The 21,161-nt window shown below is 49.2% G+C and carries 20 protein-coding genes; 12 read left to right on the top strand and 8 right to left on the bottom strand.

From position 1 onward, the window contains the following. Positions 1-105 precede the first annotated feature (105 nt). On the top strand, positions 106-2,127 hold the full coding sequence (locus GV64_RS15180) for a protein kinase domain-containing protein (protein ID WP_160171801.1): 2,022 nt from the start codon (positions 106-108) through the stop codon (positions 2,125-2,127). A gap of 213 nt (positions 2,128-2,340) precedes the next feature. On the opposite strand, the gene GV64_RS15175 is transcribed toward GV64_RS15180, so the two are convergent. The 4 genes from GV64_RS15175 to GV64_RS15155 all read right to left on the bottom strand — a co-directional run bounded on the left by GV64_RS15175 (position 2,341) and on the right by GV64_RS15155 (position 8,012). Then, positions 2,341-3,780 carry a catalase gene (locus tag GV64_RS15175; RefSeq protein ID WP_026258548.1) on the bottom strand — a complete coding sequence of 480 codons (1,440 nt, stop codon included), beginning with the start codon at positions 3,778-3,780 and terminating at the stop codon, positions 2,341-2,343. Between the two features lie 320 nt (positions 3,781-4,100). Beyond that, on the bottom strand, positions 4,101-6,017 hold the full coding sequence (locus GV64_RS15165) for a monovalent cation:proton antiporter-2 (CPA2) family protein (protein WP_020584415.1): 1,917 nt from the start codon (positions 6,015-6,017) through the stop codon (positions 4,101-4,103). Between the two features lie 2 nt (positions 6,018-6,019). Next, positions 6,020-6,637, bottom strand: coding sequence for an NAD(P)H-dependent oxidoreductase (locus tag GV64_RS15160; RefSeq protein ID WP_020584416.1), 618 nt, complete (start codon positions 6,635-6,637; stop codon positions 6,020-6,022). Positions 6,638-6,851: 214 nt separating this feature from the next. Continuing rightward, positions 6,852-8,012 carry an AAA family ATPase gene (locus tag GV64_RS15155; protein ID WP_020584417.1) on the bottom strand — a complete coding sequence of 387 codons (1,161 nt, stop codon included), beginning with the start codon at positions 8,010-8,012 and terminating at the stop codon, positions 6,852-6,854. Between the two features lie 220 nt (positions 8,013-8,232). Here GV64_RS15155 and GV64_RS15150 point away from each other — a divergent pair, with 220 nt between their 5' ends. Beyond that, complete coding sequence (locus tag GV64_RS15150; RefSeq protein ID WP_020584418.1) at positions 8,233-8,613, top strand: cystatin domain-containing protein; 381 nt, start codon at positions 8,233-8,235, stop codon at positions 8,611-8,613. Between the two features lie 107 nt (positions 8,614-8,720). After that, positions 8,721-9,533 carry a crotonase/enoyl-CoA hydratase family protein gene (locus GV64_RS15145; protein ID WP_033403609.1) on the top strand — a complete coding sequence of 271 codons (813 nt, stop codon included), beginning with the start codon at positions 8,721-8,723 and terminating at the stop codon, positions 9,531-9,533. 22 nt (positions 9,534-9,555) lie between these two features. Here GV64_RS15145 and GV64_RS15140 read toward each other — a convergent pair whose 3' ends face one another. Next, positions 9,556-11,010 (bottom strand): cytochrome P450, encoded by a 1,455-nt coding sequence (locus tag GV64_RS15140; RefSeq protein WP_020584420.1) that lies wholly within the window; start codon positions 11,008-11,010, stop codon positions 9,556-9,558. Between the two features lie 109 nt (positions 11,011-11,119). Further along, a complete protein-coding gene (locus GV64_RS15135) occupies positions 11,120-11,929 on the bottom strand; it encodes a DUF922 domain-containing protein (protein WP_020584421.1) in 810 nt (269 codons plus the stop codon). A gap of 213 nt (positions 11,930-12,142) precedes the next feature. Between GV64_RS15135 and GV64_RS15130 the strand changes: the two genes are divergently transcribed. From GV64_RS15130 to GV64_RS15095, 8 genes are all read left to right on the top strand, one after another. Next, complete coding sequence (locus GV64_RS15130; protein WP_020584422.1) at positions 12,143-12,523, top strand: hypothetical protein; 381 nt, start codon at positions 12,143-12,145, stop codon at positions 12,521-12,523. Between the two features lie 41 nt (positions 12,524-12,564). Continuing rightward, positions 12,565-13,236: a ZrgA family zinc uptake protein gene (locus GV64_RS26140; protein ID WP_020584423.1), complete on the top strand. Its 672-nt coding sequence runs from the start codon at positions 12,565-12,567 to the stop codon at positions 13,234-13,236. 1 nt (position 13,237) lies between these two features. Next, positions 13,238-13,981 (top strand): ATP-binding cassette domain-containing protein, encoded by a 744-nt coding sequence (locus GV64_RS15120; protein WP_020584424.1) that lies wholly within the window; start codon positions 13,238-13,240, stop codon positions 13,979-13,981. Then, positions 13,981-15,243: an ABC transporter permease gene (locus GV64_RS15115; protein ID WP_020584425.1), complete on the top strand. Its 1,263-nt coding sequence runs from the start codon at positions 13,981-13,983 to the stop codon at positions 15,241-15,243. The genes GV64_RS15120 and GV64_RS15115 overlap by 1 nt, the downstream gene beginning before the upstream one ends. An 11-nt stretch (positions 15,244-15,254) precedes the next feature. Then, the gene (locus GV64_RS23890; protein ID WP_020584426.1) at positions 15,255-15,791 is read left to right on the top strand and encodes a DUF3299 domain-containing protein; all 537 of its coding nucleotides are present in this window, start codon (positions 15,255-15,257) and stop codon (positions 15,789-15,791) included. A gap of 124 nt (positions 15,792-15,915) precedes the next feature. Then, positions 15,916-16,410 (top strand): CinA family protein, encoded by a 495-nt coding sequence (locus GV64_RS15105; RefSeq protein ID WP_026258550.1) that lies wholly within the window; start codon positions 15,916-15,918, stop codon positions 16,408-16,410. A gap of 124 nt (positions 16,411-16,534) precedes the next feature. Then, entirely contained in the window at positions 16,535-17,629 is a 1,095-nt protein-coding gene (gene recA / locus GV64_RS15100; RefSeq protein ID WP_020584428.1) for a recombinase RecA, read from the top strand. A gap of 4 nt (positions 17,630-17,633) precedes the next feature. After that, positions 17,634-18,089: a regulatory protein RecX gene (locus tag GV64_RS15095; protein ID WP_020584429.1), complete on the top strand. Its 456-nt coding sequence runs from the start codon at positions 17,634-17,636 to the stop codon at positions 18,087-18,089. Positions 18,090-18,380: 291 nt separating this feature from the next. Here the strand turns inward: GV64_RS15095 and GV64_RS15090 are convergent, their stop codons facing one another. Then, positions 18,381-19,298 (bottom strand): M14 family metallopeptidase, encoded by a 918-nt coding sequence (locus GV64_RS15090; protein ID WP_020584430.1) that lies wholly within the window; start codon positions 19,296-19,298, stop codon positions 18,381-18,383. 167 nt (positions 19,299-19,465) lie between these two features. Then, the gene (locus GV64_RS15085; RefSeq protein ID WP_020584432.1) at positions 19,466-20,296 is read right to left on the bottom strand and encodes a class I SAM-dependent methyltransferase; all 831 of its coding nucleotides are present in this window, start codon (positions 20,294-20,296) and stop codon (positions 19,466-19,468) included. Between the two features lie 115 nt (positions 20,297-20,411). On the opposite strand from GV64_RS15085, the gene GV64_RS15080 reads away from it, so the two are divergent. Continuing rightward, positions 20,412-21,086, top strand: coding sequence for a tRNA-uridine aminocarboxypropyltransferase (locus tag GV64_RS15080; protein WP_020584433.1), 675 nt, complete (start codon positions 20,412-20,414; stop codon positions 21,084-21,086). Positions 21,087-21,161 lie beyond the last annotated feature (75 nt).

Raw genomic sequence — 21,161 nt, 5'->3', positions numbered from 1 at the left:
ATACCTCAAAGCTTAGATCACTCCGGATCCACGGAGGTCAGAACGCTTTCTTCAAGACTGAGGCAGCAATTTTCCCGTATTACCTGTAGTTGTTTTGGCAGAAGCGTGCGCTCTTATCAAGTGCCTAATCCCCCTAATTTAAGTAATCTGGCTTCACCCCAATACGGGCTTCCGCTTTCAGATAGGTCTGAGAGTGTATTTGGTCGTCTGGGTGCTCTGCATGGTAAACAGATGCGGATTGAAACCAATCCTTCTTATCAAACAATTTCTCATGGCACTCCAACCTCTGAGAGGCAACCATACCCCTCTCAAATAACCGATCTGCAACCATTAACCGTTAATGTTATTGAAGATTCGTATTCCGGTGGTTCTGTCAATCAAGTATTTATGCCAGAGAGCGTTATTGCCCCCCTTGACGGTGGTTTTCATCCCCGTTTGGGGCAGCCATCGCCAGATGGTGCTTCACAGGCTCAGCACCGTTATCGTCCTGCAAACCTAATGCTCAGGCAAAGAAATTCTGCTGATTTTCCCGCTGGTTCATGCTCTCTCAGTTCTTCAGGTCAATCGACTCCAGTGACTTCAGCGTCAAACTCAGCTCCTCCTAAAAGGCTCTTAGTCATGCAACGGGTCCCAGTGGCTCAAGCGGGTGGTTCTAAAAGTCATCCTACGTCACCGACACAGCCATTGTCTGTAAATACTTCCTTTCAGTCACATTCAAGCTGTCCGACAACGCCAGCCATCAGTTGGCCTGTTCAGTCAGGCTCAGGTGATTTGGATCTGGCATTTTTACAGGCAAATCCTAACGCAAAATATTCTCTGAGCTCGCTGCTTTCTCAAGTTGAGTTAGAAAAAACATATTCGAAACCTGAATTAGTTCGAATGTTTTCTCTGCATAATGACATTGTTGTTGGCACGGGAAAATTCACTGAGGAAATGGGGGGTGTTGTTGAAACACGGTATATTCCCGGTGACTTTTTATGTGTTGCCAAACCTGTTGAGAATAGCCCTTCAGGTCATAATGAGATAAGGGTGTTAAGTAAGATCAGACATCACAATATAGCCAATTTAGTTGGTACTTTTTTTGATGATAGTAGCCAGCTTTATGTGGCGATGGAAAATGGCGGTAAAAATCTGAAGGTACTCATAGAGGGAAGTCAGGGTGACCACAGCCTAGACCCAGAAAACATCAAAATGATTCTTGCGCAGCTACTGATTGTCACAGACTATTTAACGGGAGAGGGTATTATCCATTCCGACCTTAAACTCGATAATATACTTTATCAAGATGGATGCGTGAAAGTGTGCGATTTTGGTCTGGCTCGAGGGCTGGGGGAAGAACCGCTTTTACCAGTGCTGGTTCTTCCTTATATGCCCCTAGAGACATTAATACTTAAAGATAACAGACCATCTATTAATCCCCGTGCTGAAAAGGTTGATATATGGTCTATTGGCTGCATACTGGCAGAACTGGTAACCCGCCAAAAGCTGATACCTCTTAATGATAACCATATTCAACTGATAGCCATGAATGACAAGATAATCCGTAGTGGCATTACTTATGAGATTGATTTGGCTGCTAAAGAAATAAAAAATGTGTTGGGGGACGATATCAGTAAACTGTTTACTGACATGATGCAGATTGACCCAGATAACAGAATAATGGCTTCAGAAGCTTTGGAACGACCCTGTATTGTTGAGTTGATAAAGAATCTTCCGAAAGCACCGGATATCCCGCCTTCTGTTAATGTGCTACCTCAACACATCCCGCTGGTTAATCAACACTTACAGTACCAGTATGATGACTTAACATCGGCGGGAGGCTCACCCGATTCTGGTAGTGTATTGTCAATAGCTGAGAATGAATCGCAACCGGGTATGGTCCCGCCCCGGGTCCGTCATCTCAGTACTCTAGAAGAAGTGGAAACACCGAAAACGGGGCAGAGTGATAAAAACGCGTCGCAGTTTACCTTTGACAACCCGAACCCTGTACCCAAATCAGCCCGGCGTGATACCACTCATAGCATTCCAACGTTAAGGCAGATTCCTGAACCTGCTCCTGCCCTTGTTTATTCAGAACTTCAGTACGCTTCTTCCGAAGATCACATCGACGAAGGTAATGCTGCTTAAGGCGTATCACAAAAGGCAAAGGTCCTATATCAGAGGTGTGAATGGTTACCAGGGGAGTTGGGGAAGGGGGCGGGAACCCTGTAGGGCTGATCGGTACCCGCCTGAATTTGAGGTATCTTCTGGAAGAGTTCTTACCACTTTATCGAGAGCACAGAGTCGGGCAGAAAAGCGTTTCCTCTGCGTTTTTGTGCCTTTGCAGTTAATTAATAGAAACTAGCCACTCATCGCCATCGCCTTACGAATTCCCGCCTCATAAGCCTCATGAACCTGACCAAATAACTTCAGCTGCCGTTCGGCAATATCCTGGGGAATAGTCACCAGTTCACTGGCAATACGCTGATGAATCCGCTGATGTTCCTCTTCACTGAGCAGGTTATAGAGGGCCAGCACCTGGGAAAAGTAGTCATCATCCTGCCGATGGTTCCAATGGTCATCCGTTCCTTCCAGAGCCAGTGGTGGCTCGGCGGTTTCAGGGGATTCCTGGAACAGCCCAAAGCTGTTGGGCTCATAGGTGATGCTGTCGCCACTGTTGCTGTCCACCCTCATGGCGCCGTCACGGTGGTAATTGTGGAAGGGGCATTTGGGCGCATTCACCGGAATCTGGTGATGGTTTACCCCAAGACGGTAGCGATGGGCATCACCATAGGAGAACAATCGGCCCTGAAGCATTTTGTCCGGAGAGAAGCTGATGCCGGGCACCACACTGGCCGGGTTCATAGCCACCTGTTCAACCTCGTTAAAGTAGTTGTCCGGGTTGCGGTTCAGCTCGAAGTATCCCACATCCATCAAGGGGGCATCTTTATGGCGCCAGACTTTGGTCAGGTCAAAAGGGTTGTAAGGCAGTTGTTTAGCCTGGTCTTCGGTCAGTACCTGTATCTGCATGGTCCAGCGGGGATATTCACCCCGATCAATGGCGTTGAACAAGTCCCGTTGGTTGGATTCACGGTCCATACCCACCACTTTCATGGCTTCATCGTCCATCATGTTTTCAATGCCCTGCTCGCAGCGGAAATGGAACTTCACCCAGTGTCGTTCATTGTTACTGTTGATCAGGCTGAAGGTGTGGCTGCCAAAACCGTGCATATGGCGATAAGAGTGGGGCAGGCCCCGGTCACTGTAATCAATGGTGACCTGATGCAGGGATTCGGGGAGATGGGAGAAGAAGTCCCACTTATGGGCGTTACTGCGCATATTGTCCCGTGGGTCCCGTTTGACCACATGGTTCAGATCTGGAAATTTTAATGGGTCGCGCAGATAGAAGACCGGTGTGTTATTGCCCACCAGGTCCCAGTTGCCCTCGTCGGTGTAGTACTTCATGGCAAAGCCACGGATATCCCGTTCGGCGTCAGCCGCACCGCGCTCACCGGCCACCGTTGAGAAGCGGATTAACATCGGGGTTTCCTTACCAACTTCCGAGAAAATGGCGGCTTTGCTGTATTTCGTGATGTCGTGGGTCACGGTAAAGGTGCCATGGGCACCGGAGCCCTTGGCATGCATTCGCCGTTCCGGAATCACTTCCCGGGCAAAGTGAGCAAGCTTTTCCAGGTACCACACATCTTCCAGCATCATCGGTCCCCGGGGACCGGCGGTTTTGACGTTATTGTTATCAGCAACCGGGGCTCCTGATACAGAAGTCAGGCGACGTTTGGACATACTGGTATCCTCATGACCAGAAACAGAAAGCACAGCCTGTGACGTATGTTCAGGCTGCCGTCATAAGGTATAAGTGGAGATTGGCAATTCTGCAAAGTTGGAGGTTGCGGAGACTACAAATTCAAAACCTGAACCACGAAGAGCACAAAGAACACAAAGTTTTTTTAGAATACGCTTTCCTACGTGTGTTTGTGCTTTCTGTGGTTATTAAAGATGAAATACGTGAGCCACAGAGCCTAAGCGTTCCACAAGGGCATTATAGTAAATAGCCTTTCCTTTTACTTTGTGTGCTTTGTGATCTCTGTGGTTATTAAAAACAATCAATCAGCTTCGAAATCCTTCAAATAGTCCTTTGGTGGTGGTGTCCAGCCCCGTTCCGATTTGGTGTGTCTGTCGGCCCTGTCTTTTTTCATGGAATCCCGCATCAATCCTTCCAGTTTAATAAACAGGTCGCGGTAGTGATCCCCAAAGCTGCGTGATTCATCTTCTGCCCGCCAGCTTTCATAGAGTTTCAGGCAGTTGCTGTTATCCACCTCAACAAAGTTTTGGCGCATCTGTTCCGCGTGGAATGGGTGAAAGCCCAGGGCTTCCAGCGCATGGGTGCCCATATTCAGGGCGGAGTGGTAGGTTTCACTGACGATCAGATCAGCACCAGCATCCCGCAGTTCGTATTTATGGGCACGATCAAAAGAACGCACGAGCACCTTGATATGGGGATGGTTCTGCTTCACATGTTCAACCAGCTCCAGTGCTCGGGCTCGGTCATCAATGGCAACAATCATCAGGCTGGCTTCATGAATACCGGCGGTGTGTAACAGGTCCGGGCGACTGGCGTCGCCATAGAAGCTTTTGATATTCAGGCTGCGCATTACATCCACTTGCGCGGCGGAATGATCCAGAACAACCGTCGGTATGTTATTGGCAACCAGCAGGCGGTTAACGATCTGACCAAAGCGACCAATGCCAGCAATGATCACTGGTCCTTGTTGGTCAATGGTATCGGGCTCCCGGCCATCGTCGCTTTTCTGGTATCGGGGCTGAATGACCTTTTCAAACAGGATAAACAGGGCTGGAGTCAGGAACATGGAGAGGGCGACCACCATGGAAAGCATCTGTGCCAGATCGTTTGGGATGACGTGTTCGGCAACGGTATAGCTCAGCAGTACAAACCCAAACTCACCAGCCTGAGCCAGACTGAGGGTAAACAGCCAGCGGTCACTGTGATGAACCCGGAACAGCATGGCAAGGCCAAAGAGCACCAGTGCCTTGGTGAGCATCAGCCCCAGTGTCAGACCCACAATAGTGACCAGACTGTTGGAGAGAATCTCAAAGTTGATGCCGGCCCCTACTGTGATAAAAAAAAGGCCGAGCAGCATGCCTTTAAATGGCTCGATATCCGCCTCCAGCTCATGGCGGAACTCGCTGTTGGCCAGAACTACACCGGCCAGAAAGGTACCCAGTGCTGGAGAAAGACCAATCAGCCCCATAAGAGCCGCGATCCCAATCACCAGCATGAGAGCGGTTGCAGTGAACACTTCCCTCAGCCCGGAATCGGCAACATAGCGGAACAGTGGACGGCTCAGAAAGTGTCCTGCAGCAATCAGGGCACTAATGGTGCCGAGGACAATCAATCCTGTTGCCCAGGCGGGTAGGTGGGCCACCAGGCTGAGCTCTTCGTGATGTGCTGCTGCTTGAGTCAGTTGTGCAGCAGCTGACTGCAGTTCTGGCAGTGCCAGCAGTGGAATAAAGGCCAGCATGGGGATAACGGCGATGTCCTGAAACAGCAGAACCGAAAAGGCACTCTTGCCCCCTTCGGTTTTGGACAGGCCTTTTTCACTAAATGTTTGCAGCACAATTGCCGTAGACGACAATGAGAAGATAAGTCCAACGGCCAGCGCTACGGTCCACTGTAGACCAAAGGCCAGGGCGACGCCCGTGACGACAGCCACTGTCATGGTAACCTGCAGTCCGCCCAACCCCAGCAGTTTGTGGCGCATCGACCAGAGTGCTTGGGGTTGTAATTCCAGCCCTACCAGAAAGAGCATCATGACCACGCCAAACTCTGCAAAATGTTGAATGGTGGTGGTTTCCTGCCCGACAAGTCCGGTCAATGGACCAATGATCACGCCTGCAATCAGGTAGCCCAGCACAGAGCCCAGACCGAGCCGTTTGGCGAGTGGTACTAGCAGGACTGCGGCAAAGAGATAGATAAATGCCTGAATAAAATATGCAGTCATGGTCAGTCCTTGAGAATGAATTCAAGCTGTTCGGTCAGTGTGTTTAATTTGCTGGCTTTAGTAACGTCGATCCGATTTTCAATAAGAGCCTGTAGTAGCTGTTGCCAGCAATGAATATGGTGCTCGATACGGTTTTCTTCTGCCGCAGTGCGGGAACCAAACAATGCAAAGGGTGGCAGGTAGTGCATACCCGTCAGGTTAGCCGTCTGTTCCAGGGGCTGTAATAGCTCGCGAATGGTGAAGTGATTATAACCTTCGGCGTGATAGGCTTTTTCTGCCCCTCCGGCAGTGAGCGCACATAGAAATACTTTGTCTTTTAATGCAACGCCATCCCGACCATAGGCAAAACCGTATTCCAGCACCAGATCCTGCCATTCTTTCAGAATAGCGGGGGTCGAGTACCAATAGAGCGGGAACATAAAGACGACCACATCGTGTTCCAGCAGACGCTGTTGTTCCTTCTCGATATTGATGCGCAGGGTTGGATATTCACTATAGAGATCCACGACAGTGACCTGCTCATAACCCTGGCTGGCCTTAAACAACGGGAGGTTTACCTCCGATCGGTGTTGGGATGGATGGGCAAACAGAATCAGTACCCGTTGCTGGTGACTGGCCATTGTGATGGTTCTTCTCCTCGTTGTTGCTCTGGATTGGCAGATGACTGCAGTTACCCGTCATAGCGTTTATGTTGGTTGATTGGCAGGGTGGGTGCAAGAGCGGGCAGTTTGAACCACAAAGATCACAGAGCTCACAAAGCGGTCAATATTAAGTCTTATAATCTTTCTTAGTGTGCTTTGTGGTCTTTGTGGTTAAAAAATGGTCTGGAAATTTTTAGTCAGGCCAGTGCCAGCTGGGAGTATCTAGAATACCCTGACCTTTGATTTCCGTTTGCCCAAGGTGCTTTTCCAGTTCGATCCAATGGCATTCCTCATGTTTGTTCAGTGCGTTTATCAATCGATTGGCATGGGATATTACCCAGATCTGGGAATTTCTTGACGCGTGCACAATCAACCGGGCCAATGCGGGCAGTAAATCCGGGTGCAGGCTGGTTTCAGGTTCGTTCAGTACCATCAGGGCGGGTGGTCTTGGTGTCAGCAACGCGGCAATCCAGAGAATAAAACGCAGGGTACCATCGGACAGTTCAGCGCCCGTCAGTGGTCTCAGTAAGCCTTTCTGGTAAAACTCCAGTGAAAAACGGCTGTCTTCGGTGGTAACTACACGAAGCCGGCAGCCCGGGAACGCATCCTCTATGGCGGTATCCAGTGCCTTGCGGTCACCGATTTCAATGATGGTCTGTAAAGCGGCGGCCAGATCTCGGCCATCGTGGTGTAAAACTGGTGTCCGAGTGCCCAGCTGGGGTTTCCTTGCCGGAGCCTCGGCATCGGTTCGGAAGTGGTCGTAAAACCGCCAGCTGCGAATCATCTCACGCACATGAAAGACTTCTGCAGCACTGGATGGGTCAGCATGTGCATCAAACAGACTATCGAAGTTGGGAATATGCTGTGTTACCACTTCCCATTGTCGATCATGGCGGATTTTGACTATGTTGCCCTTGCGCTCCACCAGTGCGGTGGCTGGTCGATAGGCGGGGCCATTGAAAATGCATTCGTGTTTGATTTCCGGGTCAAAGGTAAACGCTGACTGGTGGGGAATGGGCAGGCCAAGGGATATGGTGTACCCAAAGCTCTCACTGGCAAAGCCCAGCTTGAGTCGCACGACATTTTTCCGTTGGGTTCCCTGGATATCTACATCACCCCGCTTCATGGCATTGGTCAGTTCTTCCGGCCCAGCCCAGTAGGTGGAGTGCAGGCCACCTTCTTCAGCGAGTGAGTTGACGACACCGCCAGAGGCAGTTTTGGCCAGCAGCCGCAATGCCTTGTAGAGATTGGATTTACCGCTGCCATTGGGTCCCGTAATCAGGTTCAGTGAACCCAGTGGCAAAGTCAGTGACATGATGGAGCGATAGTTTGCTATGGATAGGGTTGTCAGCATGGCTTGGCCCAACTGTTCTTTTTTGAATTCAAATGTCCATTGGCTATATGTACAGGTAATCAGGCTTTAAAAATATAGCTATTAAATGCTTTGACACAAAACGATGAAATTCTTACATCACAAGTTATTCATCTGATGATAGTGCTGGAGTAGATCAAACTCATAAGCTTTATTTGTGCAGTAAACTGTTCTGGTTACTGATCAAGATGGGGTGTACTCGATGAACGTAAAAATGATCTGTGCTGTGGCTGTGGTCCTTATTCTTACGGGTTGTGAAAAGCCTGAAGATAAACCGGATGTTGATAATAAAACAGCCGAGGCGATCTGCAAATCTATGGAAAGCAGGCCTGGAGGGTGGACTAAATCTGAAGCAACCCCTGAGGTTAAGAAAGCGGTAGAGCTAGTGATCAAAGGGATGGAAAAGCCCTCGAAACTGAAAAAGATGCTTGCGGTTCACTCCCAGATAGTAAATGGCGTGAATTACGCACTGGAGTTTCAGCTGGAGAATGGCACGATCTGGAGCGCTATTGTGTATCGAGATCTGGAAGGAAAATATGTCATTACACAGACACCGGTTCCGGGATTATTCTGTGATCACTGATAAAGTGGGTAATAGTTGATCAGTCCTGGTTGATATTTTGCGACAGTATCTGATTTATGGAATCATGCGGTTCGATAATAATAATTCCGGCTGCTGTTGAGGTAACCATGCCTGATCAACCCCGTGTGCTCTGTGAAGTCAGGGAACACATTGCCTATGTCACCATGAACCGCCCTGAGAAGCATAATGGCCTTGATATGGCCATGTTTCGCGACATGATTGCCACCGCCAGAAAGGTTCGTAAGGACCGCTCGATTCGTTGTGTGATTCTTTCTGGCAATGGGCCCTCTTTTTGTGCAGGGCTGGATTTTCAGGCGGTCAATAAAGACCCGAGTATTGTGGCGAAAGTTTTTCTGAAGTTGCCCTGGACCAAGCAGAATATTGCACAGGAGATTGCTCATTGCTGGCGTGACCTGCCGGTGCCGGTCATTTCCGTCGTCCACGGTAACTGCTTTGGCGGTGGGATGCAGATTATCCTGGCCACGGATTTTCGCATTGCCCACCCGGATGCTAACCTCGCTATCATGGAAATGAAGTGGGGATTGATTCCAGATATGAGTGGCATGGCCACACTCTCCCGGTTGACTCGAATTGATATTGCCCAGGAGTTGACCATGACTGGACGTAAGTTCAATGCACAGGAAGGGCATGAATATGGCTTGATCAGTCGGCTGGCTGAAGACCCAATGGCTGAAGCCGAGAAACTTGCCCGTTCTATCTGTCAGCAGTCACCGGATGCGGTTGCGGCGGCGAAATACCTGTTCAAGAAGACTTGGAAGGCAGATACCTGGAAGGCTCTCCGTTGGGAGCGCTGGGTACAGGCCCGCTTGCTGGGACGTAAAAATCAGCGCATTGCCATGAAAAATGGCCTGAGCAAAGAGGGTGAACCTCTGCCGTTTATAGATCGACGTTCGTTTTAATGATATCTGTTTATCACGGTAATCAGCCACGGATCGCGGCATTAACGGGGTTCAGCTGTATGGAATAAACTGTGGGCTGAACGACAAACGACAGCTCCTCTTTAATATCGCCCACCGGTGTGGCCAGCTGCCAGTCAAAGTAATGGCAGATCATGGCCATCGTTGCCTTCATTTCCATCAGTGCCAGCTGACGGCCCGGGCAGAAGCGAGGGCCACTGCCGAATGGAATCATGGTTTCCGGCGAGTGAGGTTGAAACTGCTCCGGGTTTAACCATCGTTGAGGGTTGAAGGTCTCCGCATGGTGAAACCATTGATTACGCTTGCCGGCATATTCATTCAGGGTAATCAGTGATGAGCCTTTTGGAATCAGTACATCGCTCACCTGGGTATCCTGCAGACAGGTCAGATATAACAGGGGGGCAACTGGCTTGAGCCGCAGGGTTTCCTGAATAATGGCGTCCATCAATGGCAGTTTGTCCAGTTCTTCCCAGTTTGGTTCCTGGTGGTTACTGACCCTGCCTTGCAGCTCTGTTCTTAATTCTGCCAGCAGGTCCGGGTGGATGGAGAGATAATAGACGATCCAGCTGAGGGTATATGCGGTTGTGTCTTCACCGGCCAGCAGCATGGTAATAATGCTGCCGAATAGTGCGTCATCACTGGTATCACCCTTGTGATCGCTTTGTATCAGAAGGGATTCGAGAAAGTTACCGGGCTGTTCATTCAGTTCCGGATGTTCAGCCATTTTCTGTCGCGTCTGGCTGATGAATTTAAAGACGTGTTTACGAATGATCTCAAGAGAGTATTCCAGACGTCGGTCTGCGGGAAGTTTGATGTATCGCCAGTAAGGAAAGGGAGAGTTCAGCCGCTTCCAGAGAACCGGAAAAACGCGCTTCAGATGTACCTGAAACTCCAGATGATCATTTTCCAGGGTGTTGATGTCGTACCCCATGGTAAGGGCAGTGGTGACATCCACGGTCATCTTCATCATATCCTCCTGGACGGATACGGGATGGTGTTTTGATGCCAGGGTTTGCCAGCGATTTTTTAACCGCTGGGTCGTCTGAATAATGGTTGGGTAAAAGTGTTGCAGATGCCGTGCATCCAGACCCCGAACCGTGGTTTTTCGATTGGATTTCCATTCACTCCCTTCCATGCTGAATACACCGTGAATTCCCAGTTCCTGAAATACCGGTTTAATGGATCTGATGCGGGAGAATCGATCAGGGCGCTGTTTCAGTACCTGCAGGATGGTTTCTGGATCGGCTACGACGGTAAAGCGCTCTGGGCCCAGCTTAATGTTGAACAAGGCACCGTACTGGTCACACCACTGTTCCAGCTGGAAGTGAAGGGCATGCATATCCAGTCCGATCAGATTACCTACGATTGGGAACGTTCTGGGGCCTGAAAGATCACAGATCTCGCGAAGCGGTACTTCAGAGTTTAATGGGGCTTCATCAGTTGCTGCATTTTCAGGCATGGACGGTACCTTTTTGACGGCAGTTGTAACTCGTAAGGATTGAAACGGCGATGAAGTAAGAGGTTGTTATGTATCTTATACAAAGCATTACATTGAGTGTGTTTATTGATCAGAAAATAATGACGCACTCTGTTCTGCCATGTTCAGTATCACGATCGTAGTTCAAGTCATCGTCATTGGCCTGCTGATGAATATCATCCCATTTTGCCTTCAGCTCGTTATATAAATCCGAACATTGGGTTTCTCCATGATATGACAGTACATCAGACATTTTTCTTGCGGCTTTCAGCGCATGGCTGTGGTGAGTCATTTCATGTTTCATCAGTGCATTGTAATAGCAGTTGAATTTCGTATTGATCAGGGTGTCCTGCTTTGCGGTGTGGCTCAGTTTGGGCATACTGATACTGGTGGTCAGGTTAATAGTAGCGGTATCTACTTCACACTGACCATTGCCCAACTGCTTTGAGGTGTACTTCCATTCAACCAGCCACTTGGTATAGCCATGATAGCCATGGGGTGTTGTTTGATCGATGGCTGAGGCGATGGTTTCTGCAGAGAGAGGGGAGATCGTGTAGTGCTGGTAATCAATGGTGTCTTTAAAGGTGATTTTATCGTCGATACTGGCAGAGGTTGTCAGGTTTCTGGGCTTGCTGATTGGGAGCTCTGTTTCAACCAGACCATCTGAATTCTCCGAATCAATAACAGCGACCAGCTGCCATTTGGATTGAGGTGCTAAGTGATTGCCCTCACTTTGACTATAAGGTTTCAGGTGAGCCAGAATTTTAACCGGGTAGAGGTTTTTCAGATACACATCTTTTAAATCTTCGCTACTGGCTTTGTGAGTGGCCTGATCAGAGAAAGCATGAGTTTGAAATAGACACAACAGTAGAGTTGCCGCTAATAACTTATAAACGGTCATAGCAGAATCCAGAAAAAAATGGGGAAGGTATATGTCGAATGGCGTTTATTTTATAGCACTGTTTTTATTGAGTAGATGTGACTTTTTTCAGTAGGCTGGTGATGAATTTTTGAATATCTCTTGTCTGTTATGTTATAACACTTTTGCATCTTGGTAGCAGGTACTGGCGGGACCAGTACCCGGTGAGGGTAATTCCGAAGGGAATCGCAGAATATGAGCATCAGCCTCAACTGGACAGACCGTGGGGAAAACAGAAGACGATTTCTGTCCTGTCTGATGGTGGCTGTTTATCTGTTGGTGGTGCATTACACTCTGAGCCACGTACATACTGCATCGGACGAGAACCTGCAGTCTGAAATATCCTGGCAGCATCCCGTTATTTCTCTGGTTGATGATGCAAGTGATAACCAGAGCACCGAGCACCGCCATTCATCCGCTTGTATGCTGGTGTCTCAGGCTTCTTCCCCTGTCCACTTTTTCAAAGCAAAAGTCCTTTTTGGTTCATTTCAGAACGACCGACCTTATCTTTTCTCGATTCATTCTTCGACCCCAACCAAAAGGCATACCCGCGCACCTCCTGACTACAAAGTCTGACGTTTGATTTTTCATTCATTATTTTTGTTTCAGGATTTTGTATGCGTCACTTTTCAAAAATGGCCGTTGTCACCTGCACCTTACTATCAACTGGCGTGCTGGCTGATGCCAATCGCCATGCCGATGCCCATGTGCATGGTGCCGGTCATTTAAACTTTGCCATTGAAGGTCATCAGGTTCATCTTGAGCTGGAAACACCGGGGTTTGATATTCTTGGCTTTGAATCCATTACTTCAGACACTCAGCGCGGGCAGCTTAAAGATGCCCTGAATGAACTGAAAAAAGACGATTTATGGTCTTTTACACCGGCGGCTTCCTGTACATTGAAAACGGCATCGGCTTCGGCCAGTGGTGAGCATGGAGAAGGTCATCATGACCATCATGCGGATGCCGATGATCACCATGACTCGCACCATGATGATCATGGACATGACAAGCACCATGCAGAGGCAGACGACCATCATGAATCACACCATGATGATCATGGGCACCACAAGCAACATGCGGATTCAGATGATCACCATGAATCTTCGCACATGGATATTGCCGCCACTTATGTTTATGAATGTGCCAATATTGCCAAGCTCAACAGCATATCGACCCAACTGTTTCAGCGGTTTGGCAACAGTGAGCAGTTGAAGGTTCAGGGTTTTACCGATTCAGGTCAGATAGCAGGGCAAATGAGCCGTCAGCGACCAGAGGTGCGCTTCTGATATGAGCAGTCTCCGTCAACCGGTGATTCATCTTAAGGGTGTCCAGTTTGGCTGGAAGCCGGGAACTGTGGTTCTGGATATACCGGAGCTGTTGGTCAATCAGGGTGAGAAAGTGTTTATCCGGGGGCCTTCAGGATCGGGTAAAACGACGCTCCTGGGACTTCTTGGGGGAGTGCTCACACCGGTTGCCGGTGATGTGTCTGTGCTTGGAAATGACATTGGTCGTTTTTCTTCGGCGCGGCGGGATCATTTCCGGGCAGATCATATCGGTTTTATCTTTCAGATGTTTAACCTGATTCCTTATCTATCAGTGATTGAGAATGTCACACTGCCACTGGGGTTTGCCAGAAAGCGTCGTGAAAGCGTGCAATCCATGGGTGTTGATGCCGGGCAGGAAGCGATTCGACTGCTGAATCACCTGGAGCTTACGGATACGCAGCTGCTACAGAGGCCGGTAACCGAACTCAGTATTGGTCAGCAGCAGAGAGTAGCTGCGGCCAGAGCGTTGATTGGCCGCCCTGAACTGGTGATTGCGGATGAACCGACGTCTGCTCTGGACAGTGATACCCGTGAGGCATTTATCCGCCTGCTGTTCACAGAGTGCGAGGCTGCTGGCAGTACACTGGTTTTCGTCAGCCATGACTCTGCCCTGGAAGCCTTGTTTGATCGTTCGGTTGCCCTGAATGAAATCAATCGTGCCAGTCAGCATCGGCCATTGTCAGCAGAAGTATCGGAGGTGGTTTGATGTCGATTCTTCATCTGGCGGTGAAAAGTCTGAGTAACCGGAAAACGACGGCATTGCTGACTATTTTCTCCATCGCTATCAGCGTTGCTCTGTTGCTGGGCGTGGAAAGGGTTCGGGTTGAGGCACGAAACAGTTTTACCAGTACTGTGTCTGGTACCGATCTTGTGGTTGGAGCCCGGAGTAGTTCGCTTAACCTGCTGCTCTACTCGGTGTTTCATATTGGTAATGCGACCAATAACATCACCTGGGAAACGTATCAGGATCTGTCCACCAATAAGGCGGTCGCCTGGACGATACCCATTGCCCTGGGGGACTCCCATCAGGGGTATCGCGTGGTGGGTACCTCTCAAACCATGTTCGAGCACTTTCGTTACGGTGATGATCAGCCCATCAGCTTCAGAAATGGGAAACCATTTGATGATCTCTATGATGCAGTCATTGGCTCTGAAGTGGCGGCGGTTCTCGGCTACCAGGTTGGACAGGAGATTGTCCTGAGTCATGGCGTGGAAAGCAGAGCTCTGCAGGAACATCAGGATAAGCCCTTCAGGGTGGCTGGTGTGTTAGCGCCTACCGGAACTCCTATGGACAGGGTGATTATGATCTCCCTGGAGGGGATTGAAGCGCTGCACATTGACTGGGTCAATGGAGCGGCGCCCAATGCACTTTTCTCGGTGTCTGCCGACAGGGCGCGAGCTATGGATTTGCAACCCTCCAGTATTACAGCCTATTTTGTTGGCCTGAAATCACGGGTGGCCGCTTTTCGTTATCAGCGGGAAGTAAATGAGTATCGTCAGGAAGCGCTGACGGCTATTTTGCCGGGTGTGGCTCTTGGAGAACTCTGGCAGCTGGTGGGTTCAGCTGAAAAAGCATTGCTGGCTGTTTCAGTGATGGTGGTGATTGCGGGGTTGGTTGGCATGTTGACCACTATTCTCACCTCCCTGAATGAACGGCGAAGAGAAATGGCCATTCTCCGCTCGGTAGGAGCCCGACCCGGGCATATCTTCACCCTGATGATTACCGAGTCCCTGATCTATGCCATCACTGGCACACTATTGGGTTTTGTAATGATGTATGGAATGCTGTTCGCCATTCAGCCAGTATTGCAAATGCAGCTGGGTTTGCACATTACCATTGCGCTGCCGGGGCTATTTGAGCTGGTTCTGGCGGTCGCCATCATTGTTTCGGCGACCATACTGGGCGCAGTGCCTGCCTGGCGAGCCTATAAAAATTCATTGGCAGATGGTCTGACGGTCAGGCTGTAGGAGAGCGAATAATGATAACGAGAAGACAACGCTTTGGCTGGATGGCACTGGTGCTCATGGTACCTTTTATGCTGATGGATTTTGCCATGGCGGCAAAGATTGAGCCCCCAAAGGCGCCTCCAGTCAAAGAGATTAACTGGGATGACCTGATGCCTCCGGTGGATGAGGAAATTGTCCGAAAGTATGAGGCGGGTGAAATCAGCCAGGTTGAGGCTATTGATTATATTGTTAAGTTGGGCAAGGTTCCTGTAAAAGACATGGACCAGCAGCGGGTTAAAATTCCCGGTTACCTGGTGCCATTGAATATAGGTAAGGATCAGTCAGCAACAGAGCTGTTACTGGTGCCCACGATGGGAGCCTGTGTTCATGTACCACCACCACCACCCAATCAGACAATTTTTGTTCGCTATGACAAGGGTATTAAAGTGACGGAAGCGGGCTATACACCCTACTGGCTGGAAGGGGTGATCAGGGTCGAGAACAATACGTCTGAGTACACTGACGTTGTCTATGCCATTACGGTGGAAAGTATAAAGGAGTTTGAATAATTACCGTGCTGTGCTTTGTTTAACCAGGGCACAGCGACTTCACTATTAGTTGTGAACACTTCCCCTGATCGTGTTATAACATCCTTTCCCGATTGCCCCCTGATAACCGTATTGGCGAGTGACCATGGAACCTACATTGCATTCTGCTACGTCCCCCATTGTCTACGAGATTGCTGAACTGCTGATGTCCAGAGAGTGGACCTTGTCTACCGCTGAATCCTGTACCGGTGGTGGAATAGGTCATGCGTTAACTGCCATGCCCGGTAGTTCGAACTGGTTTGAAGGGGGCGTTATCTGCTATGCCAATGGCGTGAAAAGCCGGCTGCTCGATGTGCCCGAAGTGATCCTTAATAAGTACGGTGCGGTCAGTGAACAGGTTGCCGTCAACATGGCTCAAGGCGTTCGTAAACTCCTGAGAACGGATATTTCTGTTGCTGTGACCGGGGTTGCTGGCCCCGATGGAGGCACACCGGAAAAACCGGTCGGAACGGTATGGATTGCCTGGAGTACGGGTCAGGAAACGGCAGCCAGACAGTTTCACCTTGAAGGTGACCGCGACCAAATTCGGGAGCAGACGGTGTTTCAGGCTTTGCAGGGGATCCTGACGTTATTAACCTGAAAAAATATTCGATGTTGTCGAAGCAATAAATATACTGGACAAATAACCAGTATCTGTTTAAATATACAGTATTACTTTTTAAGCTGTTCCTGATGAAGTCAGAATCGAACTGAGGGCGTAAAGAATGGATGATAACAGAAAAAAAGCGTTGGCAGCAGCACTTGGCCAGATTGACCGACAGTTTGGTAAAGGCGCCATCATGCGGATGGGCGATCAGAAGCAGGAAGCGATTCCTGCTATTTCCACCGGCTCTCTGCAGCTGGATATTGCACTGGGTATAGGCGGTCTGCCAAAAGGCCGTGTTATCGAAATCTTTGGCCCTGAGTCTTCCGGTAAAACCACATTGACCCTGAGCGTTATTGCCCAGGCTCAGAAGCAGGGTGCGACCTGTGCCTTTGTCGATGCGGAACATGCCCTCGACCCGCTGTATGCCGGAAAGCTGGGTGTTGATGTTGATGACCTTTATGTATCCCAGCCAGACACGGGTGAGCAGGCGCTTGAAATTACCGATATGCTGGTACGTTCCGGTGCTGTGGACGTGATTGTTGTTGACTCGGTGGCAGCCCTGGTCCCCAAGGCTGAAATCGAGGGAGATATGGGCGATTCTCACGTTGGTCTGCAGGCTCGTCTGATGTCCCAGGCTTTGCGTAAGCTCACCGGCTCCATCAAACAGACCAACTGTATGGTGATCTTCATCAACCAGATTCGAATGAAGATCGGTGTTATGTTTGGTAATCCGGAAACGACCACAGGTGGTAATGCTCTGAAGTTTTACTCCTCTGTCCGTCTTGATATTCGTCGTACCGGTGCGGTCAAGCAGGGTGATGAGGTTATTGGTAACGAAACTCGCGTTAAAGTTGTGAAGAACAAGGTTTCTCCTCCTTTCCGTCAGGCAGAATTCCAGATCCTTTACGGTCAGGGCATCTACCATATGGGTGAAGTGATTGACTTGGGTGTGAAGCAGAAGCTGATCGATAAGTCCGGTGCCTGGTACGCCTATAAAGGTTCCAAGATTGGACAGGGTAAAGCCAATGCTGCCCAGTACCTTTCTGATAATCCGGAAGTGGCTGCTGAAATCGAAGGGCTGATTCGTGATGAGCTAATGAGCTCTCCAGAGAAAGATGCGGCTAAAAAAGCTGAGGCTGAGGCCAAAAAAGATTCAGGCAAGAAAGCCGATGCTGCTGAAAAAGTACAGCAGGACGAGCTGCTGGCTGAGTAATTGAATGTCTGCTGATGCTGCTCAGTTAGCTAAGGATATCCGTCGGTCGGCAATGGACTTGCTGGCTCGACGGGAACATGGTTTTACCGAGCTGACCCGAAAGCTCGCGGGCCGTTTTCCCCAGGAGCTGGTGATTGAAGCGCTGATCCGTCTCCGGGAGGAGCGGTTGCAAAGTGACGACCGCTTTGTTGAGAGCTACGTCTACAGTCGTCAACAGCGAGGCTATGGTCCGGTTCGTATTAAATCGGAACTGTTTCAGAAAGGGATTGATAGCGAGCTGATCGGTCAATACCTGCTGGAGCAGGATGATCATTGGGATGAGCTGGCAAAAGAGGTAAAAGAACGAAAGTTTGGAGCCTCTGCTCCCCGGGATAATAAAGAGAGAGCCCGACAGACCCGTTTTCTGGCCCAGCGGGGCTTCTCAATGAGCCAGATATACTCATCTTTCTCTTCTTCATAATCGCAATGTTCACAAACACTGCTATGTTAACCCGCGGCTTCAATGATCATCATCATGGCGGTTGAAGCGGTAGGTGGGGCCAATAATCGCTTTCTTTGTGAACGCTGTGTTCTCTGTGATTTTATACCAATCGAACTTTCTAACTCCCTATTGCGCTGAAGGTTTGAGCCTTAATCCTGCGTTGGCGATCGTCGCCATAGCTATGGCTATGACTGCTCACGCCGCCTTGTCTTAAGGCTCAAATCTTCATGCTCATCACGGGAGTTAGAAAGCACGATTGGTATTAAAAACTTATAAATGACGGATTACGTAGTCGAGCCCGCCTTTAACCGCTGCAACCTGAGCATCGTTACACTCTTCATCGGTCACTTTTGGGCTGTCTGGATAGACTTCCGTTGTCGTCCCGTAGGTGCAGCTGGTGACACCACCGCATAAGCCAAGTTTAACCATTGGGTAATGGATCACACCATGCTGAACCATGGGCGAGTCGATAAGATTACCTTTCTCGTCAGCTGGCGCTATATGAGTGACGTTCGCCACGGACTCAATAATGGCTGCCTGAAATTCTGGCTGAGGGTTTTCACTATCACCAACGGTGTAAAAACCATCAGGAATACTGCAGGGGACATACTCAATACCGTTACGGGCTGCCAGGGCAGGGCGGAACTCGGTTTCATCTGTATCTGTGGTTTCGTGCAGGTCAAAATGGACGAGTACATTATCCAGTGTTGCAACCAGCTTCATCAGGCTGGCTGATTCTTCAGAAGGACTGTCCTGGTAAAAGGAACGGTTTGGATCAACTGCGTTCGGATTCCAACGATTTATGGTTTCATAACCCCAGGGGCTGACACAGGGGGCAGCAACAACGTTAAAGTGTTCCTGGTAATGCTCTGCCATGGTATCCATAAACTTGATCGCACCGTGAACACCACTGGTTTCGTAACCATGTACACCGCCAGTGATCAGAACGGTTGGCTTATTGCTGTCCCAGTTTTTACTTTTCAGACAGAATAATGGAAAACGTGCTTCATCGTAAGAGAGTGCACCGTACTGTTCGATGTCAAAGCGGTCTCCCAGGGCTTTGATTTTGGGAACCACTTCCTCCTGATATTCACGTTTGATGGCCGTTTGCTCGAGCCAGGCTTTGCGCTCCGGTTCTCCCCATGGTTTGCCATTGGTTCCAACTGGGTATCTGTATGTAGTTTGCATATGACCTTAAACAGCTTGTCTGAAATGAATGGCCCGAATATTAAAAGATCAAAGTATGGTGGCTTTGGGGTTATTAACGGTGCCGCCGACATCTTACTGTTCTGAGCCGCTTTATCTCAAGAAATCATTGGCTGGTTTTGTAGCGGACAACCATTTATCAACAGGCCCTAATGCTCTTTCATTCCTATGGATGAAACGGTATAGGTGCCAAACCAACCAGATCCTGGGTTTTCATAGAATGCCATAAGTTCATCGAACAGGGCGTTGTGGTTTTCGATGTTGTCAAATAGGCCAGATGCATCCAGTTGTTTTAAGGTCAGGCAGGTCAATATTGCCATATTTGAACCACCAGTGGCCCAGTCAGATTGAATTTGTGCCCGAACACTCTTGAGTCCAGAGTTCACCATTAAATTTGGGATGACTGGGCCAATACTGAAGTCCATTGTTTTATTTGCAGCGGCTGCCAGCTTGTGGAGATAGGTTTTTAATTCATTACTTACTTCAGGTAAGTGATCAAGGTAGTCCAGGTCGATAAGGTCCTGAATAAATAAAATACCGCCAGCTTTAAGCGCTTTAGTGCAACGACTAATCAGTGCTTGATAGTCTGCTCCAACCAGGTGGCACAGAACGATTCGCATGTAAATCACATCGTATCGATTAATGCCTAGATCATAATCCAGTATATCTGCGTGAATTGCTGTAACATTGCTTTGCCTGCTGGAAATACCCGATAAAAACTGATCATCAATATCTAGTATATCAATCTGGCCTTTCGGTAAGACTCTGTCGGCAGTCCAATGAGCCATACTGCCATTACCAGGGCCAATTTCGAGGCAGTAATCACCGGGTTTGATAAATTCCAGCCAGGACTGCGTTGTTTTATCACAGGCATTTTGCAGAGCGTTAAGCCGCTCTTTTGCCCGCTCCCAACGATTGGATAATGCATAGGCATGTGAGCTGTCCCTTGAAGGGGTTGTTGTGCTGGCGTCTTCAGTCATTATTATTCACCATGGGTGTGGATTGAGAGCGCCCCCTAACTTAAGCATAAAAAAGTGAGATGTTTGTTGGGTTTATCAGCTTAATGACCACAGTAAACTGGATAAAAGTAATTCGATGAAAAGTGAGTGTCAGCCTCGAAAACATTCTACTGATGGTGCCTGCAGGCAATGTCGGCTGCCGGAACATGCCTGTATCTGTGCATTGATCCCGAGAGCAGATTCATCTGCCTGTTTCTGGCTGATTACTCATGACAAGGAGTTTGATAAGCCAACCAATACCGGCAAGTTGATTCAAGCCATGATGCCGGATACCCGGTTATTCAACTGGAGTCGCACCGTGCCTGATGAGCAGCTTGTGTCGTTATTGGATGACCCTGCGTATCAGCCAGTACTGCTCTTTCCAGCGGAATACGCGGTTGAAGTGCAAAGTGAAAAAGCATGTTGGAGCCGACAGGCGATGGATGGCAGGAAGGTTGCCTTTATTATTATTGATGCGACCTGGCAGCAGGCGCGAAAAATGTATCGCCAGAGCCCTTATCTGCAAAATCTGGATTTGCTCAGCCTGAAGCCTGAGGAGCCTTCCATCTACAGCCTCAGACGAAACCGTCAGAGTCAGCACCTGTGTACTGCAGAGGTTGCCGCGCAGGCGCTTGAGCAGTTGGGAGAGCGCCATCACCGGCAATTGCTGGAGGCTGTCGTTCAGGTGTACTGTGACCGTTATCTGTGGGCCCGAAAAGGCCAGAAGCGTGAAGAAGACGCACGGTCGATTCGAATTCTTGAAGGGGGCTAGAACGTTTTCTGGAAGAAAACAGCATAAAAGCCCTTTATTGGTATTGTGAAATGATCATTTTTCTCTGCCATTCCT

The organism is Endozoicomonas elysicola, assembly GCF_000710775.1.
Classification (GTDB): Bacteria; Pseudomonadota; Gammaproteobacteria; order Pseudomonadales; family Endozoicomonadaceae; genus Endozoicomonas; species Endozoicomonas elysicola.
The sequence above is the reverse complement of the archived record's forward strand: the minus strand, read 5'-3'. Positions and strand labels throughout refer to the sequence as shown.

What these genes read in the sequence shown, in the direction of transcription:
- GV64_RS15175 (WP_026258548.1), bottom strand. Translation starts at nt 3,780, where the DNA reads ATGTCCAAACGTCGCCTGACTTCTGTATCAGGAGCCCCGGTTGCTGAT.
- GV64_RS15160 (WP_020584416.1), bottom strand. Translation starts at nt 6,637, where the DNA reads ATGGCCAGTCACCAGCAACGGGTACTGATTCTGTTTGCCCATCCATCC.
- GV64_RS15080 (WP_020584433.1), top strand. Translation starts at nt 20,412, where the DNA reads ATGAAAAGTGAGTGTCAGCCTCGAAAACATTCTACTGATGGTGCCTGC.
- GV64_RS15115 (WP_020584425.1), top strand. Translation starts at nt 13,981, where the DNA reads ATGTCGATTCTTCATCTGGCGGTGAAAAGTCTGAGTAACCGGAAAACG.
- GV64_RS15130 (WP_020584422.1), top strand. Translation starts at nt 12,143, where the DNA reads ATGAGCATCAGCCTCAACTGGACAGACCGTGGGGAAAACAGAAGACGA.
- GV64_RS15155 (WP_020584417.1), bottom strand. Translation starts at nt 8,012, where the DNA reads ATGCTGACAACCCTATCCATAGCAAACTATCGCTCCATCATGTCACTG.
- GV64_RS23890 (WP_020584426.1), top strand. Translation starts at nt 15,255, where the DNA reads ATGATAACGAGAAGACAACGCTTTGGCTGGATGGCACTGGTGCTCATG.
- GV64_RS15105 (WP_026258550.1), top strand. Translation starts at nt 15,916, where the DNA reads ATGGAACCTACATTGCATTCTGCTACGTCCCCCATTGTCTACGAGATT.
- GV64_RS15150 (WP_020584418.1), top strand. Translation starts at nt 8,233, where the DNA reads ATGAACGTAAAAATGATCTGTGCTGTGGCTGTGGTCCTTATTCTTACG.
- GV64_RS15085 (WP_020584432.1), bottom strand. Translation starts at nt 20,296, where the DNA reads ATGACTGAAGACGCCAGCACAACAACCCCTTCAAGGGACAGCTCACAT.
- GV64_RS15090 (WP_020584430.1), bottom strand. Translation starts at nt 19,298, where the DNA reads ATGCAAACTACATACAGATACCCAGTTGGAACCAATGGCAAACCATGG.
- GV64_RS26140 (WP_020584423.1), top strand. Translation starts at nt 12,565, where the DNA reads ATGCGTCACTTTTCAAAAATGGCCGTTGTCACCTGCACCTTACTATCA.
- GV64_RS15120 (WP_020584424.1), top strand. Translation starts at nt 13,238, where the DNA reads ATGAGCAGTCTCCGTCAACCGGTGATTCATCTTAAGGGTGTCCAGTTT.
- GV64_RS15140 (WP_020584420.1), bottom strand. Translation starts at nt 11,010, where the DNA reads ATGCCTGAAAATGCAGCAACTGATGAAGCCCCATTAAACTCTGAAGTA.
- GV64_RS15145 (WP_033403609.1), top strand. Translation starts at nt 8,721, where the DNA reads ATGCCTGATCAACCCCGTGTGCTCTGTGAAGTCAGGGAACACATTGCC.
- GV64_RS15095 (WP_020584429.1), top strand. Translation starts at nt 17,634, where the DNA reads ATGTCTGCTGATGCTGCTCAGTTAGCTAAGGATATCCGTCGGTCGGCA.
- recA (WP_020584428.1), top strand. Translation starts at nt 16,535, where the DNA reads ATGGATGATAACAGAAAAAAAGCGTTGGCAGCAGCACTTGGCCAGATT.
- GV64_RS15135 (WP_020584421.1), bottom strand. Translation starts at nt 11,929, where the DNA reads ATGACCGTTTATAAGTTATTAGCGGCAACTCTACTGTTGTGTCTATTT.
- GV64_RS15165 (WP_020584415.1), bottom strand. Translation starts at nt 6,017, where the DNA reads ATGACTGCATATTTTATTCAGGCATTTATCTATCTCTTTGCCGCAGTC.